This is a genomic window from Luteimicrobium sp. DT211 (assembly GCF_049844995.1).
In the GTDB taxonomy this organism is placed as follows: Bacteria; Actinomycetota; Actinomycetes; order Actinomycetales; family Cellulomonadaceae; genus Luteimicrobium.
This window is the reverse complement of record NZ_JBNCMC010000001.1, coordinates 500,294-515,677: the sequence shown is the minus strand read 5'-3', so window position 1 is coordinate 515,677 and position 15,384 is coordinate 500,294. Positions and strand designations below refer to the sequence as shown.

General features: G+C 74.0%; 15 protein-coding genes. 7 read left to right on the top strand and 8 right to left on the bottom strand.

All coding sequences use genetic code 11. From position 1 onward, the window contains the following. Positions 1–491 precede the first annotated feature (491 nt). The 3 genes from ACLQ14_RS02365 (at position 492) to ACLQ14_RS02355 (ending at position 3,483) form a co-directional block, all read left to right on the top strand. Positions 492–1,469, top strand: coding sequence for an ATP-binding cassette domain-containing protein (locus ACLQ14_RS02365; RefSeq protein ID WP_425809481.1), 978 nt, complete (start codon positions 492–494; stop codon positions 1,467–1,469). Next, positions 1,466–2,296, top strand: a complete 831-nt coding sequence (locus ACLQ14_RS02360) for an ABC transporter permease (protein WP_425809479.1) — start codon at positions 1,466–1,468, stop codon at positions 2,294–2,296. Before ACLQ14_RS02365 ends, ACLQ14_RS02360 begins: the two co-directional genes overlap by 4 nt. A gap of 92 nt (positions 2,297–2,388) precedes the next feature. Further along, positions 2,389–3,483, top strand: a complete 1,095-nt coding sequence (locus ACLQ14_RS02355; RefSeq protein WP_425809477.1) for a TetR/AcrR family transcriptional regulator C-terminal domain-containing protein — start codon at positions 2,389–2,391, stop codon at positions 3,481–3,483. Positions 3,484–3,596: 113 nt separating this feature from the next. On the opposite strand, the gene thiC is transcribed toward ACLQ14_RS02355, so the two are convergent. The 6 genes from thiC to ACLQ14_RS02325 all read right to left on the bottom strand — a co-directional run bounded on the left by thiC (position 3,597) and on the right by ACLQ14_RS02325 (position 10,359). Further along, positions 3,597–5,321, bottom strand: coding sequence for a phosphomethylpyrimidine synthase ThiC (thiC, locus tag ACLQ14_RS02350; protein WP_425809475.1), 1,725 nt, complete (start codon positions 5,319–5,321; stop codon positions 3,597–3,599). 158 nt (positions 5,322–5,479) lie between these two features. Next, complete coding sequence (locus ACLQ14_RS02345; protein ID WP_425809473.1) at positions 5,480–5,917, bottom strand: SRPBCC family protein; 438 nt, start codon at positions 5,915–5,917, stop codon at positions 5,480–5,482. A gap of 135 nt (positions 5,918–6,052) precedes the next feature. Next, a complete protein-coding gene (locus ACLQ14_RS02340) occupies positions 6,053–7,441 on the bottom strand; it encodes an MFS transporter (RefSeq protein WP_425809471.1) in 1,389 nt (462 codons plus the stop codon). A 52-nt stretch (positions 7,442–7,493) separates the two neighbouring features. Beyond that, on the bottom strand, positions 7,494–8,078 hold the full coding sequence (locus ACLQ14_RS02335) for a dienelactone hydrolase family protein (RefSeq protein WP_425809469.1): 585 nt from the start codon (positions 8,076–8,078) through the stop codon (positions 7,494–7,496). Between the two features lie 30 nt (positions 8,079–8,108). Next, on the bottom strand, positions 8,109–9,230 hold the full coding sequence (locus ACLQ14_RS02330; protein ID WP_425809467.1) for a GNAT family N-acetyltransferase: 1,122 nt from the start codon (positions 9,228–9,230) through the stop codon (positions 8,109–8,111). 145 nt (positions 9,231–9,375) lie between these two features. Then, positions 9,376–10,359: an NADP-dependent oxidoreductase gene (locus ACLQ14_RS02325; RefSeq protein WP_425809465.1), complete on the bottom strand. Its 984-nt coding sequence runs from the start codon at positions 10,357–10,359 to the stop codon at positions 9,376–9,378. 158 nt (positions 10,360–10,517) lie between these two features. Here ACLQ14_RS02325 and ACLQ14_RS02320 point away from each other — a divergent pair, with 158 nt between their 5' ends. Further along, positions 10,518–10,952 (top strand): winged helix-turn-helix transcriptional regulator, encoded by a 435-nt coding sequence (locus ACLQ14_RS02320; RefSeq protein WP_425809463.1) that lies wholly within the window; start codon positions 10,518–10,520, stop codon positions 10,950–10,952. A 44-nt stretch (positions 10,953–10,996) separates the two neighbouring features. Here ACLQ14_RS02320 and ACLQ14_RS02315 read toward each other — a convergent pair whose 3' ends face one another. Further along, positions 10,997–12,676 carry an ATP-binding cassette domain-containing protein gene (locus ACLQ14_RS02315; protein ID WP_425809461.1) on the bottom strand — a complete coding sequence of 560 codons (1,680 nt, stop codon included), beginning with the start codon at positions 12,674–12,676 and terminating at the stop codon, positions 10,997–10,999. 99 nt (positions 12,677–12,775) lie between these two features. On the opposite strand from ACLQ14_RS02315, the gene ACLQ14_RS02310 reads away from it, so the two are divergent. Next, positions 12,776–13,063: a hypothetical protein gene (locus tag ACLQ14_RS02310; protein WP_425809459.1), complete on the top strand. Its 288-nt coding sequence runs from the start codon at positions 12,776–12,778 to the stop codon at positions 13,061–13,063. Here the strand turns inward: ACLQ14_RS02310 and ACLQ14_RS02305 are convergent. Further along, the gene (locus tag ACLQ14_RS02305) at positions 13,035–13,628 is read right to left on the bottom strand and encodes an AAA family ATPase (protein WP_425809457.1); all 594 of its coding nucleotides are present in this window, start codon (positions 13,626–13,628) and stop codon (positions 13,035–13,037) included. The genes ACLQ14_RS02310 and ACLQ14_RS02305 overlap by 29 nt on opposite strands. A gap of 176 nt (positions 13,629–13,804) precedes the next feature. Here ACLQ14_RS02305 and ACLQ14_RS02300 point away from each other — a divergent pair, with 176 nt between their 5' ends. Continuing rightward, positions 13,805–14,761 carry an alpha/beta fold hydrolase gene (locus tag ACLQ14_RS02300; RefSeq protein WP_425809455.1) on the top strand — a complete coding sequence of 319 codons (957 nt, stop codon included), beginning with the start codon at positions 13,805–13,807 and terminating at the stop codon, positions 14,759–14,761. A gap of 25 nt (positions 14,762–14,786) precedes the next feature. After that, positions 14,787–15,311: an orotate phosphoribosyltransferase gene (gene pyrE, locus ACLQ14_RS02295; protein ID WP_425809453.1), complete on the top strand. Its 525-nt coding sequence runs from the start codon at positions 14,787–14,789 to the stop codon at positions 15,309–15,311. Positions 15,312–15,384: the final 73 nt, after the last annotated feature.

The following is a 15,384-nucleotide window of genomic DNA, read 5'->3' as shown; positions in this document are numbered from 1 at the left end:
CAAGGGGTCGGGGCGCTGGGTCGCGCCCGGTGGGTGCCCGTGGTGCGGGCCGAGCGGGGTCCGGTCTCGTCGACGACGTCCGGGTCGAGCGGGGCACGAGACGTGCCGGGGATCGTGTGGGCGCGCTGGGCGCGCAGCGGCGGGGCGCGGCGCTCGCCGCGGACCGGGCCGACCGGAGGTCAGAGCACGGGGCGACAGCACCGACAGCCCACGAGGCGCGCGGGCGCCTGGGGCATTCGCTCGCCGCAGCGAGCGGTGGTCGGGGTCATGACCACAAGCCTGGGCCGGATCGCGGCCCGAGTCCAATCAGCAACCCTCGAATCTCACTGGACGAGACGCGGAGATGAGACGCCGCCCACCTCTTGACCGCCGTCATCAGCAATGTTTATGGTCTACACAGCGCGTACGGCATACACACAGAGTGCGCCGCACACAGCCTCGGCCGTCACGGATCAGGGACGGGGCCGGAGACGAACGACAGGAGACAGGCCATGAACGACCCGATGATCGCCGTACGGGACCTGCGCAAGTCCTACGGCTCGCAGCACGTCCTGCGCGGCGTCGACCTCACGGTCCGGCGCGGCGAGATCTACGCCCTGCTCGGACCCAACGGGGCCGGCAAGACCACCGCCGTCAACATCCTCACCACGCTCGTGCCCGCCGACTCCGGCACGATCACCGTCGCGGGCGCCGACGTCGCCAGGAACCCCGCCCGGGTCCGGGCGCTCGTGGCCCTCACCGGCCAGTACGCCGCGGTCGACCCGTTCCAGACCGGCGAGGAGAACCTCGTCATGATGGGCAACCTCGCGCACCTGCCCCGGCGCGCCGTCCGGCGCCGCGCCCAGGAGCTGCTCGAACGCTTCGACCTCACGGACGCCGCCCGGCGCCAGGCGTCCACGTACTCCGGCGGCATGCGGCGGCGCCTCGACCTCGCCATCAGCCTGGTCGCGTCCCCCGCGGTACTCGTCCTGGACGAGCCCACCACCGGGCTCGACCCCGCCTCGCGCGCGCAGCTGTGGGACGTCGTCCGCGACCTCGCCACCGACGGCACGACCGTCCTCCTCACCACGCAGTACCTCGAGGAGGCCGACCGCCTCGCCGACACCATCGCCGTCCTGCACGAGGGTGTCGTCGCCGCCCGTGGCACCGCCGGCGAGCTCAAGGCGCTCGTCGCGGGCGACCACGTGCGGATCGCGTTCGAGGACGCCGCGTCGCTCCGGGCCGCGCGGGACCTCGCCCCCGCCGCCGGGCTCCCCGTCGTCGACGTGGACGAGCGCGACCTCGCGCTGACCACCCCCGCCGCCGACCCCGTGGCGACGATCCGCGAGGCCCTGGCGCTCGCCGACCTCCACCACCTCGCGCTCGCCGGCGTGAGCGTCGTCAAGCCCACGCTCGACGACGTGTTCCTCGCCGTCACCGGCACGCCCACCGCCCCCGCCACCACGTCCGGCAAGGAGAACGCACGATGACCACGATCACCCCGACCGCCCTTTCCCCGCGCCGCGCACCCGTAGCGACCGTCACCCCCGCCGCGCCGTCCGTGCGCACGGGCCTGCGCGACATCACCACCATGACGGCCCGCGAGCTGCGCCGGACGGTCCGCAGCGTCGACGGCCTCATCACCGCCTTCGCCATCCCCGTCGCGATCATGCTCGTGTTCGTCGTCATCTTCGGCGGCGCGATCGACAGCTCGGGCGACTACATCAACTACGTCGTGCCCGGCACGTTGATCCTGTGCCTCGGCTTCGGGTCCGCGGCCACGGCGACCGCCGTCGCGCAGGACATGACCAGCGGCACCATCGACCGGTTCAAGACGCTGCCGATCCTCGGTCCGGCGCCGCTCTGGGGACACGTGATCGCGAGCGTCGTGCGCAACCTCGCGTCCGCCGTCGTCGTCCTCGGGGTGGCCGTGGCGCTCGGGTTCCGGCCCGACGCGGACGTCCTCGGGTGGGTCGCCGTCGTCGGGTACGTCGTGCTGACGGTGCTCGCGTTCACCTGGATCTGCGCCGCCGCCGGGCTCGTCCTCAGCGTCGACGCCTCCCAGGCGCTCAACTCCGTCTTCCTGTTCCTGCCCTACCTGTCCAGCGGGTTCGTCGCCGTCGGCACCATGCCGACCTGGCTCCACGGGTTCGCGGACAACCAGCCGTTCACGCCGATCATCGAGGGCCTCCGGGGGCTGATGTCCGGGTCGCCGGACGCGTCGACGATCTGGACCGCCGTCGCCTGGCTCGCCGGGTTCCTCGCGGTCTCGATCACGCTGGGCTCGCTGGCGTACCGCCGTCGGACGGCGCGCTGAGCGTGGGCGGCGACGCCCGGTTCGTCGACCGTGACGCTCCGTCGCGGTCGGCGGACCGGGCGTCGCGCCCGGCATCGGAGAGGATGGGCACCGTGAACGCACCGGAGGACGACGCACCCGCCGAGCCGCTCGACGCGCCCGAGCTCCCCCGCGGGCTGGCGCTCGCGTGGGGGGTCGCAGCGAGCCCGAACCGGGGACCGCGCCGCGAGCTGAGCATCGAGCGGATCGTCGACGCCGCCGTCGAGCTGGCGGACGCCGACGGGCTCGAGGGCGTGTCCATGGCGAAGGTCGCGACCCGGCTCGGCTACACCACGATGTCCCTGTACCGGTACGTGACCAGCAAGGACGACCTGCTGCTCCTCATGCAGGAGCAGGTGATCGGGGTCGAGCCGCCGCCCGCGCACGACCCGTCCGACTGGCGCGCCGAGCTGCGCGAGTGGGCGCAGTTCACGCAGGCCCTGCTCGTCGAGCACGCGTGGTACCTGGACATCCCGATCGAGGGCGTACCCATCACGCCCAACAACCTGCGACTCGTCGACCGGGGCCTCCGCTCGCTGCGGGACCTGCCGCTCGACCAGGAGGAGAAGATGGCGGTGATCCTCCTCGCGACGAACTACGGCAGGGCCGCGGCGCAGCTCCAGCGTGACCTCGGCCGCGCGGTCGCCGCCGCCGGCGGCAACGACGACGTCCTCGGCGGCGCCTACGAGTCGGTGCTCCGGGACCTGGTCGACGCCGAGCGCTTCCCGTACCTGCGGCCGCTCGTCGAGTCGGGGGCGTACGTGGGCGACGGGGCGATCGACGACTCCGCGTTCGGGCTCGAGCGCATCCTCGACGGGGTCGCCGCCTACATCGACGCGCGCGCGGCGGGCCTCCCCGGCGCCGGCCGGACCTTCCCGGCGGAGCCGGGCGCCGCGACGTCGTCGGCGGGCGCGAGGAACGCGGGCAGCCTGACCGGTTCCGACGACGGCGTCCGTGAGGCCGCCGCCCTCGCTTCGCGATACGCCCGGGATCCCAAGGTGAAGAGGGCGGCCGAGAAGCGCAAGGACGCTGAGAAGCGCGTCCGCGAGCTGCAGAAGGCCGTGCACGAGGCGGAGAAGAAGGTCCGCGAGGGCGAGAAGGCGCTGCGCGAGGCCCGCAAGGCCGAGGCGGAGGCCGCGAAGGCGGCCGCCGAGCGCGACCGGCCCTGACCACCGCGCTTCCGCCGACCACGGGGTCTCCGCCCGCCGACGACGGGCTCCGCGACCGTCCGCGCAGCGAGACGGTCGCGGAGCCCGTGTTCGGCACAGGGGGTGGGCGGGGGTCAGGAGGAGGCGACCGGCAGGTAGACCCGGCTCCCGGCGTCGACGAACTCCTCCGACTTCTCGGCCATCCCGGCCTCGATCGCCTCGACGCTCGTGAGCCCGTGCTCCTCGGCGTACGCGCGGACGTCGGCGGAGATCCGCATCGAGCAGAACTTCGGCCCGCACATGGAGCAGAAGTGGGCGGTCTTCGCCGGCTCGGCGGGCAGGGTCTCGTCGTGGAACGAGCGGGCGGTGTCGGGGTCGAGCGCGAGGTTGAACTGGTCGGTCCAGCGGAACTCGAACCGCGCCCTCGACAGCGCGTCGTCGCGCTCCTGCGCGCGCGGGTGCCCCTTGGCGAGGTCGGCGGCGTGCGCCGCGATCTTGTAGGTGATGACGCCGACCTTCACGTCGTCGCGGTCGGGCAGGCCGAGGTGCTCCTTGGGCGTGACGTAGCAGAGCATCGCGGTCCCGGCCTGCGCGATCATCGCCGCCCCGATGGCCGAGGTGATGTGGTCGTAGGCGGGCGCGATGTCGGTCGCGAGCGGGCCGAGCGTGTAGAACGGCGCCTCGTCGCACCACTCCTCCTCGAGCCGCACGTTCTCCGCGATCTTGTGCATCGGCACGTGCCCGGGGCCCTCGATCATGACCTGGACGCCGTACGACTTCGCGACCTGCGTGAGCTCCCCGAGCGTCTTCAGCTCGGCGAGCTGCGCGGCGTCGTTTGCGTCCGCGATGGACCCGGGCCGCAGCCCGTCACCCAGCGAGAACGTCACGTCGTAGCGCGCGAGGATCTCGCACAGCTCCTCGAAGTGCTCGTAGAGGAACGACTCGCGGTGGTGCGCGAGGCACCACGCCGCCATGATCGACCCGCCGCGCGACACGATGCCCGTGACCCGTCGCGCGGTCAGCGGCACGTACCGCAGCAGGACGCCCGCGTGCACGGTCATGTAGTCGACGCCCTGCTCGGCCTGCTCGATCACGGTGTCCCGGTAGACCTCCCACGTCAGCGCCGCGGGGTCGCCCTTGACCTTCTCGAGCGCCTGGTAGATCGGGACGGTCCCGACGGGGATGGGCGAGTTCCGCAGGATCCACTCGCGCGTCTCGTGGATCTGCTTCCCGGTCGACAGGTCCATGAGCGTGTCCGCGCCCCAGCGCGCCGCCCACACCATCTTCTCGACCTCCTCCTCGATCGAGGACGTCACGGCCGAGTTCCCGATGTTCGCGTTGATCTTCACCGCGAACTTCTTGCCGATGATCATCGGCTCCTGCTCGGGGTGGTTCCGGTTGGCGGGGATCACAGCACGGCCGCGCGCCACCTCCGACCGCACGAGCTCGACGTCCACGCCCTCGCGCGCCGCGACGAACCGCATCTCGTCCGTCACGCCGCCGGCCCGCGCCCACGCGAGCTGGGTGCGGGCGGACCCGCGGTCGGTGGCGGCGGCGTCGGGCACGCGCCACGACGCGCGGAGCGGCGGGAGCCCGGCGCGCACGTCGATCGACGGGGGCACCTCCGCTCTGCCCTCGGCGCTCTCCGTGTACGGGCCGGAGGTGTCGTAGACGTCGAGGTGCTCCCCGTTCGTCAGGTGGATCCGACGGACGGGGACGGCGAGCGGGGTGGCGGCCTCGCCGTCGTCGGGAACCGTTCCCGACGGCGCTGCGACGGGCAGGTACACCTTGGCGGAGCCCGCGATGGGTCCCGTGGTGATGGCGGTGGGCGCGCTCGGGCGCGCAGAGCTCTGGCTCATGAATGTCTCCCTACGTCGGCATGACCCGGACAGGTTCGTGCGGTCGGCGACGCGTCAGTCGCCCTCTCAGCCCGCTGCTGCGGACTCCCGTGCTGTGCAGTTGTGCGGCCCACCCTAGCGCGCCCCCGGTGGGGCTTCCGGAGGCGCGCTCGCGCAGGTCAGTGCCAGTCGCTGATCCGGACGTCGCGCGGCGCGGGCTCGCCCGTCCCCGTCTCGGCGAGCCGCTTGAGGCTCATCAGGAACGTCGCCCACTTGGTGGTGCAGTGCGCCATGAACTCGACAGGCTCGGCCCAGCCCTCCTGGGAGAAGTGCACGATCGTGTACTCCTCCTGCTGGTCGAGACCGAAGCGGACCCGCGTCCCGATCCACTCGGCGGGACCGTCGACGACCTCCCACAGCACGAGGTCGGTCCGGTCCTCGAGCACCCGCATCGTGATGCTCCCGGGCTCGAAGTCGAAGCGGATCTCACCGCCGACGACGGCTTCGCCCTTCGTGTCCTCGGTCCACCAGCCGGCCAGCCCGTCGATCGTCGTCAGCGCGGCACGGACGGTCTCGCGCGGTGCCACGACGCCGACCCTCTGCAGGATGTCCACCATGTCGATCTCCTCTCGCGGGCGCGGCCGCCGTGCGACCGCGCCACACCTGCAACCTGCAGGTTGCATGCCACGCTACGGCCGCGCGGCAACTAGCGCAACCGTTTGGTTGCGGTCAGGGGCGAGCGGGCGCGCCGGCTACGCGGCGAGCGGTCGCGACGGTCGCGCCGCGCGGTTCGTGATGCCGACGGCGGAGACCGCGCCGCCGAGCGCCAGCAGCACCGCGCACAGGATCATCGCGCGGTGGAACCCGCCGACGTCGAACGTGTCGCCGACGACGATCCCCGCGCACGCCACCGTGACCAGCCCGGCCACCCGTGCGACGGCGTTGTTCGTAGCCGAGCCGATGCCCGCGTCGGCGGTCGGCACCGCGCTCAGGATCGCCGCGGTGAGCGGCGCGACCGTGATCGAGAGGCCGAGCCCCAGGAGGACGACGCCCGGCAGCACCTGCGAGACGTAGGGCGCGGAAGCGTCGGTCCGGAGCAGCGTCAGCATCCCGACGGCGGCCACGGCGGGGCCCGCCGCCATGAACCACCGCGGGCCCAGTCGGCCCGCGAGCGCCCCGAAGCGGGTGGACAGGCCGATCATGACGACCGTCGTCGGGAGCTGCGCGAGCCCCGCCTGGAACGCCGAGTACCCGGCGACCTGCTGGAGGAAGATCGACATCGCGAAGGACACGAGTCCGAGCGCGCCGTAGACGACGAGCGTCGCGACGTTCCCGACGGCGAAGTTCCGGGCCCTGAACAGCGACAGCGGGAGCATCGGGTCGGGGTCGAACCGCTCCCAGATCACGAATGCGACCAGCGATGCGACGCCGACGGCGACCGGCGGCCACACGAGCGGGCTCGCCCAGCCGCGGGCGCCGAGCTCGATCAGGCCGAACACCGTGCCGGCGAGCCCGACGGTCGCGAGCGTCGCCCCGAGCCCGTCGATGTGCCGGCCCTCGACGCGGGCGCCGCGCGGGACGCCGCGCAGCAGCCAGAGCGTCACGGCGATGGGCAGCACGTTGATCGCGAAGACCCAGCGCCACGAGAGCGCGTCGACGAAGATGCCGCCGACGAGCGGCCCGGCGAGACCCGCGACGCTCGTCCACGCGGTCCACGACCCGATCGCCTTGGCCTGGGCGGGGCCCGTGAACGTGGCGATGATGATCGCGAGCGAGCTCGGCACGAGGAGCGCGCCCGACACGCCCTGCAGGGCGCGCGCGGCCACGAGGAAGAGGCCGGTGGGGGCGAGCGCGCAGGCCAGCGACGTCACGCCGAAGCCCGCGATCCCGACGACGAGGATGCGCTTGCGCCCGTGCACGTCCGACAGCGACCCCGCGAGCAGGATCAGCGAGCCGAGCGTGACGAGGTAGGCGTCGACGACCCACTGCTGCAGCGCGAGCGCGTCGAGGCCGGAGTCGAGCGGGCCGGCGAGCTCGTCCGAGATGGCCGGCAGGGCGACGTTGACGACCGAGCCGTCGAGGAACGCGACGAAGGACGCGAGGATCGCGACGACGAGCACGCGCCGCTGAGCGGGGGTCACGGGGTCCAGGGTGCTCCGTCGGGCGCCCGCCCGCGCGCCGCGAGCCCGACGATCACGACACCCGGTCGAGGAACGCCAGCAGCCGCTCGGTCAGGAGCGCGGTCGCGGCGGCGTCGTAGGAGGGGATCGAGTCGTCCTCGAACAGGTGCGCGTCGCCCGGGTAGACGAACAGCTCGCCGTCGGGAGCCGCGGCGACGAGCTCGCGGGCGGCGTCGATGTCGCCCTCCTTCGCGAAGAACTCGTCGTCTGCCATCCCGTGCACCTGCACGGGGACGTCACCCGGCCACGGCCCGATCGCCCACTCCCCCGTGATCGGGAGGCACGACTCGAGCAAGAGCGCCCCCGCCGCGCCCGGTCGGGTCTGCGCGAGCCGCTGCGCCTGCATGACGCCGGACGAGATGCCCGCGTACACGATCCCCGCCGGGAGCGCGGCGGCCGCCGCGTCGGCGAGCGCCTGCTGGTCGGGGGCGTCGTCGCCGCTCGAGAAGGCCGCGCCCTCGGGGATGGTCGCGAACGTGCGACCTCCGTAGAGGTCGGGCGTGTGGACGGTGTGGCCGCCGGCGCGGAGCCGGTCGGCCAGGTGAAGGACCCCGTCGGTGAGCCCCAGGACGTGGTGGAACAGCAGGACGTCAGCCATGTGCTCGACCCTACGACCGGCCTCCGACGCTCACCCCACGCGCTGCCACTCCGCGTCGATGCCGGCGGGCCGGAACCCCAGCGCGACGTTGATCGCGAGCATCGCGTCGTTCTCCTGCGCGTTCCAGGTGTGGACGCGCTCGGCCGCGGGGAAGCTGCGGCCGAGCTCGCCGAGCATGGTGGCCTTGGCGAGCATGCCGAGGCGGTGCCCGCGGTGCTCGCGCAGGACGAGCGTGTCCTCCTGGAAGACGACCGTCGGCCGCTTCTCCGGGAGCGTCACGACGGTGAAGCCCGCGAGCGTCCCGCCGGGGACGTGCTCCACGGCACACACCGCGTAACGGGCCTCGCGCTCGTGGATCTGGGCGAACGCGGCGCGGACGCGGTCGGCGTCCCAGGGGTCCTCGCGCCGGTCGAGGCCGCCGACGGGCGCGTCGGTGCTCATGCGCGTCTCGAGGACGGCGATGCCGTCGAGGCGCTCGTCGGGGATCTCGTCCGTCCAGACGTGGACCCGGTAGTCGGGCCCGGCCGCGGCGGTCGCCTCGGCCACGAGGGCGGCGAGCTCCTCGGGGTCGACGGGCAGGTCGAGTACCGAGTGCCGGGCGACCTGCTCGAGCGTGAACCCGTGCCGCAGCGCGAACCGGACGCCGGCGTCGTCGGCGGGGGCGCGTCCGGCGCCCGTCGTCGGCTCGAGCGCGCCGGGCCCCGGCGGCGGCTCCGGGGTGTGCGGCGAGTCGCCCGACAGGACCGTGCGGCCCTCCTCGCGGGTGACCCGCTCGACGGTGCGCCACAGCGCCTCGCCCACGCCGCGCCGTCGGGCGGACGGGACGACCGAGACCTGGACGCTCGCCCGGTGCGTGTTGCTCGTGAGCGGCAGGAGGGCGAACCCCCGACCGACGGGCTCGCCGTCGAGCGTCGCGACCCAGCGCCGGATCCGGCGGTGCGTGCTCTCCGCGAGGCCCGCGATGACGCCCTCGGCGTCGAGCGCGTTGTCGACGTTCCCGTGGACGTCGAGCTCGACCGCCTGCGACACGGCGACCGTCGCGTGGACGGGCCAGCTGTCCGGGGCGTCGAGCGAGGCCGGGACCGTCACCTCGACGATCTCGAGTCCGGCGGGCGGGGCGGGGCGGGGCGGGTCCTGCTGGCGTGTGCTCATCAGGGCACACCCTCCCGGTCCGGGTACCCGCCGAGCAAGCGAGTTTCCGTCGGAGGCACGCGCTCGCCGAGATCGAGGGTCCGACGCCGAGGTCGAGGGTGTTCTCCTCGACTTGGGCGCACGACCCTCGATCTCGACGAGGGGGTCAGCTCACGAGCACGAGCTTGCCCCGGAGGCCGCCGTCGGCGAGGCGCCGGTGCGCGTCCGCGGCGCCCGCGAGCGGGAGCTCCTCGGCCACGCGCGCCGGGAGGGTGCCGTCCGCGGCGTCCCGGAGGAGGCTCGCGAGCCGGGGCGCGTCGGGCTCGACGTGCACCCCGTCGACGACGACGCCCCGCGCCGCCTCGGGCATGTAGCCGCGCGTCGCGCTCACGAACACCCCGCCGTCGCGGACCGCGTCGAGGAGCTCGTGCGACGCGAGGCCGGCGTTGAACACCGCGTCCACGCCGCCGGGCACGGCTGCGCGGGCCGCCGCCGCGATGCCCGCGGCGTCCGTGCGCGGGAGGACCTCGGCCCCGAGCCCGGCGACGAACGCGTCGTCGTCCGCGGAGCCCACCGCGAGCACGCGCGCCCCCCGCCCGACCGCGTCACGCACGGCGGCCGCGCCGACCGGGCCGCTCGCCCCCGTCACGAGGACGGTCGCACCGTCGAGGCCGCCGGCGAGCTCCGCCACCAGGTCGGCCGCGTGCGCGCCGGTGAGGGCGTTCATGCCGAGGACGGCTGCCTGGGCGTCGGTGACGCCGTCGGGCACGGGCGCGACCCACGTCGGGTCGACGACGAGCACCTCGGCGTAGCTGCCGTCGCCCGCCGCCTCCCCGAACCACGGCACGAAGCCAGCGACGCGAGTGCCCGCCGGGAGGGTGTCGGCCGGGGCGTCCGGGGCGGTCACGCCGGCGGCCACGGCCGCGTCGTCGAGCAGGGTGCCCGCGAAGTCCCAGCCGAGCACCGCGGGGAAGGCGAGGTCGGGGACCATCACGGCGAGCGCCCCGGAGCGCGACCCCAGGTCGGCCGGGTTGACGGAGCGGGCAGTGACGCGGACGCGGACGCGACCCGCCTCGGGCTGCGGGGTGGGGCGCTCGGCGACCTCGAGGACGTCGGCGTCGCCGTACTGGGAGAGCTGCACGACCTGCATGGGTGGCTCCTTCGATGAGGGTCGGTGCCCGGCGGGGTTCCCTGTCGGGGCTGTCGTCGCTACCGTAGGGGGGCGGGGAACCAGTCGGAAGTAGGTACCTACGAGTGCCTATCCCACCAAGCGGAACCCCGTCGAGCCGTCCGACCCGAGGAGCACCCGTGCCCACCCTGACCGCCGCCCAGGAGCGCGAGCTCGCGCGCCTCGACTACAACGCGTTCTTCGCCGCCTGCCCCAGCCGACAGGTCCTCGAGACCATCGGCAACAAGTGGTCGTGCCTGGTCGTCAACGCGCTCGAGAACGGCCCGCTGCGCCACTCCGAGATCGCACGCACCATCGCCGGGGCGAGCCAGAAGATGCTCACCCAGACGCTCCGCACCCTGGAGCGCGACGGCCTCGTGACCCGCACCGTCACGCCGACCGTGCCGGTCCGCGTCGACTACGAGCTCACCGACCTCGGCGTCAGCCTCACGCCCGTGCTGCACGCGCTCAAGGCGTGGAGCGAGGGACACATCGCCCAGATCCTCGACGCGCGCGACGCCTACGACGCCCGCGACGGCGAGCCGACCGTCGCCCGGGTGCCGGCGCACGCCTGACGCGAGCGACGTCGTCGGGCACCCGCGGCGAACACGCTCGGGCGTCAAGCGAGCACGAGCGTCGGCCAGTCGGCCAGCTCCTCGCGCATCCGCCGGTCGTGGGTGGCGACGACGACGGCGGCGGGCGTCGCCTGCAGTGCCCGCGTGAGCTCGTCGACGAGGTCGATGGACAGGTGGTTGGTCGGCTCGTCGAGGAGCAGCAGGTGCGGGACGGCGAGCAGCGCCCGCGCGAGCTCGAACCGCCGCCGCTGGCCCGCGGACAGCTCGGCGAGCGGGCGGTCCAGGTCGTCCTCCGTGAGCAGGCCGAGGGCCGCGACGGGCACGAGGTGCTCCGGGTCGAGCGAGCCCGCCGCCAGGAGGTCCAGCGCCTCGCGCGCGTACGCGTCGAAGCCGGTCGCGAGCTTGCCGTCGCCCATGCGCAGCCCCACGGGCACGGACTCCTCCTGCCCGACGATCCCGACCCGCGCGCCGTCCACGGTCCGCCGCGTCCCCCGGTCCAGCGGCAGGGTGCCCGCGAGCGCCGCCAGCAGCGTCGACTTCCCGGAGCCGTTCGGCCCGACGACGAGCAGCCGGCCCGACGCCGGCACCGCCACCCGGGTGCCGGGCAGGTCGAGGCGCGCCTCGACGCGCGGGTTCCGGACCTCCACGACGGGGTCGGACGGGTCCCACCCCGGTGACATCGCGACCAGGTCCGGGAACCGCAGCTCGAGGGGCGGCACCGGAACCTCGACGGCCTCGGCCTCCAGCTTCTGGATCAGGCGGTCCGCTGCCTTGACGTGGATGCGGGCGCGCGTGCCCCGGCGGTTCTTGTTCGAGCCCTTGGGCGGGCGCCACTCGTCGGACAGCCCCTCGTAGGACGCGTCGAGCCGCTCCGCGAGCTGCTCCGCGCGCTTGCGTTCCGCCCGGTACCGCTGCCGCCACCGCACGAGCGCCTGGTTCTTCGCGAACCGGTACGCCAGGTAGCCGGGCTGGCCGTAGAGGGTCGGCGTGCCGTCCATCGACGGGTCGAGGTCGAGGATCGCGGTCGCGACGTCGTCGAGGAGCTGCCGGTCGTGCGTCACCACGACGACCCCGCCTCGCCAAGCGGCGAGCTGCTGGGTGAGGAAGCCGATCGCGGCGTCGTCGAGGTGGTTGGTCGGCTCGTCGAGGAGCAGGAGGTCCGTGCGCTCGGCGAGGCGGCACGCGAGGCGCACCCGGTAGCGCTCTCCGACGCTGAGCTCGTCCAGCCGGCGCGCGTGGTCCCGGGTCGCGCCGAGCCGGGAGAGCGCCTCGTCGACGCGGCGGTCGGCGTCCCAGGCCTGCAGGTGCTCGGCGCGCGCGAGCAGCTCGGTCAGCTCACCGAGCCCAGCCGGGGCGGTGTCGTCCGGCCCACCGGACGCGTCGTGGTCGAACGCGCGCGCCGCCGCGTCGAGGGCATCGGCGGCCGCCCGCACGTCCGCGAGGGTCGCGCGGACGACGTCGCCCACCGTCGTGCCGGGCGGCGTCCGGAGCTCCTGCTCGACGAGCGCCAGGCTGCCGTGGCGCACCACCTCCCCCGACGACGGCGCGAGCGGCGTCCCGTCGGCCGCCTCGCCCGCCAGCACGTGCAGCAGGGTCGACTTGCCCGACCCGTTCTCGCCGACCACGCCCAGCCGGACGCCGTCGGACACGCGGAACGACACGCCCCGGAACACGGGGCGGCCGGGGTACGCGAAGGCGAGGTCGCGCGCGACGAGGTGGGGCATCCGTCAAGGCTAAGAGGTCACGCGGGCGGGACTGCCCGATACCGCCGGCCGGGCTCGCCGTCGTGGGAGGATGCGGGCGTCCCGGACGAAGGAGTTCCCGTGCCCCCGAAGCTGAACGCCCGCCAGCTCTTCTGGGGCGGTCTCGCGCTCCTCGCTGCGTCGTTGCTGCTGATCTTCGTCGTCTACCGGATCGCCCAGTCCGACTCGGAGTCGCTCCACTCGTTGCTCGCGACCGTCAGCCCCTACGTCGGGTACCTCAACACCGTCCTGGAGGTTCTCGGCTCGGTCGCGATCGCCGGGTCGTTCCTCGTGCGCGCGGTGACCGACGAGCCGCGCGTCCGGACGAACCGTTCGCCGGTCAAGGGCGACGACCAGGTCTGGTCCTGACGGTCGTCGTGCACCGGGCGCCGGAGCCCCGATCGGCTCCGAGCGATGCCGCGAGCGCCGTGACGTCGACCGGGCGGGTCGTGTCGACGCGGTAGACGGGCCCGAGCCCGAGCGGTTCCGCGCCGCGCGCCCACAGCTCCCAGTCGCCGTCGCCCGTCGCGCGCTCGGTGTGCACCGGGTGGCGGTCCGAGGCGCGGCCGTCGAAGCGGCGTCGGGCAACGGCGAGGGGGACCTCGCACCACACCTCGCAGACCTCGGACACGCCCGCGCGGTCGAGCCCCGCCCGCACGACCGGCCGGAGATGTGCCAGCCACGGGCTCTCGAGCACGGCGCCGCCGCGGGCGTCACCGAGCAGGGTCCAGAGCGTCTCCGCAGCGGCCACCCCGAGGGCGCGGCTCCACGCCGCGTCGGGGGTGCCGGGCGCGCGGACGGCTCCGAGGGTGTCCGCGAGGGTCTCCTTCACCGCGTCCTTGCTGAAGAGCGGGAGCCCCAGCTCGGCCGCGAGGGCGCGGGCGAGCGTCGTCTTGCCCGCTCCCGGAAGCCCGTTGACCAGCACCACGACCATCCCGGGAACTCTAGCGACCGCCGCGGCGCCCGGGGGCTCTCCCCCGGCCGACCCGGGGGCCACGCCGCGCCGTCGCGGGGGCGGGCACCGTGTCGCCGCCGGAGCGCCCCGCGAAGACTGGGAGACATCCTCGCGGCCCGGTTCCGACGGCGCCGCGACCCAGCGACTGGACGGACATGCGGCCCCTCAAGGTCATCGGCAGGGTCACGGCGGGCGTGGCGGCGACGGCGGTCGTCGCCGTCGGCGGCTTCACGGCCTACCACCACATCGAGCTCCACCAGGAGGCCGGGAAGCTGAAGCCCGCCGGGGAGATGGTGCAGGTCGACGGGCACCAGATGTCCGTCCAGGTCGAGGGGAAGAAGTCCGACGACCCGACGATCGTCCTCATGGCCGGCGCGGGCACGGCGGCCCCGATCTACTCCTTCAAGCCTCTGACGGACCGCCTGGACGGCGACTTCCGGACGGCCGTCGTCGAGCGCTTCGGCTACGGGTACTCGGACGACGTCGACACGCCGCGCGACGTCGCGACGGTCCTCGCCCAAGACCGCGAGGCGCTGCGCCTCGCCGGGGAGAAGCCCCCGTACGTCCTCGCGCCGCACTCGATGGGCGGGCTGGAGGCCCTGTACTGGGCGCAGCAGTACCCGAACGAGGTCGCGGGCATCGTGGGCCTCGACATGGCCGTGCCGCACTCGTACGACGACCTCGACTTCAAGGGCGAGAAGCGGACGATGGACCTGGGGCGGAAGCTGAGGTTCTTCGGCCTGTCGCGGGTCATGGGCGACGACGACCTCACCACCGACCTGACCGGGTACGAGCGGGCGCAGCAGAAGATGCTGACCCAGCGCAACTTCCTCGACGACGCCCAGTACGACGAGGGCCTCGCGGTCCTCGACAACGCGGCGAAGGTCCAGGCGGGCGGCATCCCGGACGTCCCGACGCTCATGTTCGTCTCGAACGGCAAGGAGATCGGCGACTTCTGGGTGCCCGCGAGCACGGCGTACGCGAAGCAGGCCGGGGCCCAGCTCGTCCAGCTCGACGTCGGCCACTACGTCTTCCAGTACGAGCCCGACCTGATCGCGAAGAAGACGACCGCGTTCATGGACGCGCACTCCGGGCAACCGGCCGGGTCGTAGCGGCGCCGTGCCAGACTGGCGACCCGTGAACCTCGACGAGCTCGCCCGCCGCATCCACGAGGCCTCCCACCTGACCGGCACGTTCACGCTCCGGTCGGGGCGCACGGCCACCGCGTACTTCGACAAGTACCAGTTCGAGTCCGACCCGCGGCTCCTCGACGCCGTGGCGGAGGCGATGGCGCCCCTGGTCCCCGACGGCGTCGAGGTCCTCGCCGGGCTCGAGCTGGGCGGCATCCCGGTGGTCACCGCGCTCGGCCGGCACACGGGCCTGCCGTGCACGTTCGTCCGCAAGCAGGCCAAGACGTACGGCACGGCCCGCCTCGCGGAGGGCGCCGACGTGGCCGGGCGGCGCGTGCTCGTCGTCGAGGACGTCGTCACGAGCGGCGGCCAGATCGTCCTGTCGACGGCCGACCTGCGTGCCGCCGGCGCAGAGGTGCGCGACGCGCTGTGCGTGATCGACCGGCAGGAGGGCGGTGCCGAGGCGCTGGCGGAGCACGGCATCGCGCTCCGCTCGCTCGTCACCGCCGCCGACCTGCGCGCCACCGCCTGAGCACGGGATCCCGGCCCCGCGAGAACGTCACTCCCGACCGTCAGCGCGTGCTGACAGTCGCGGACCACGTGTT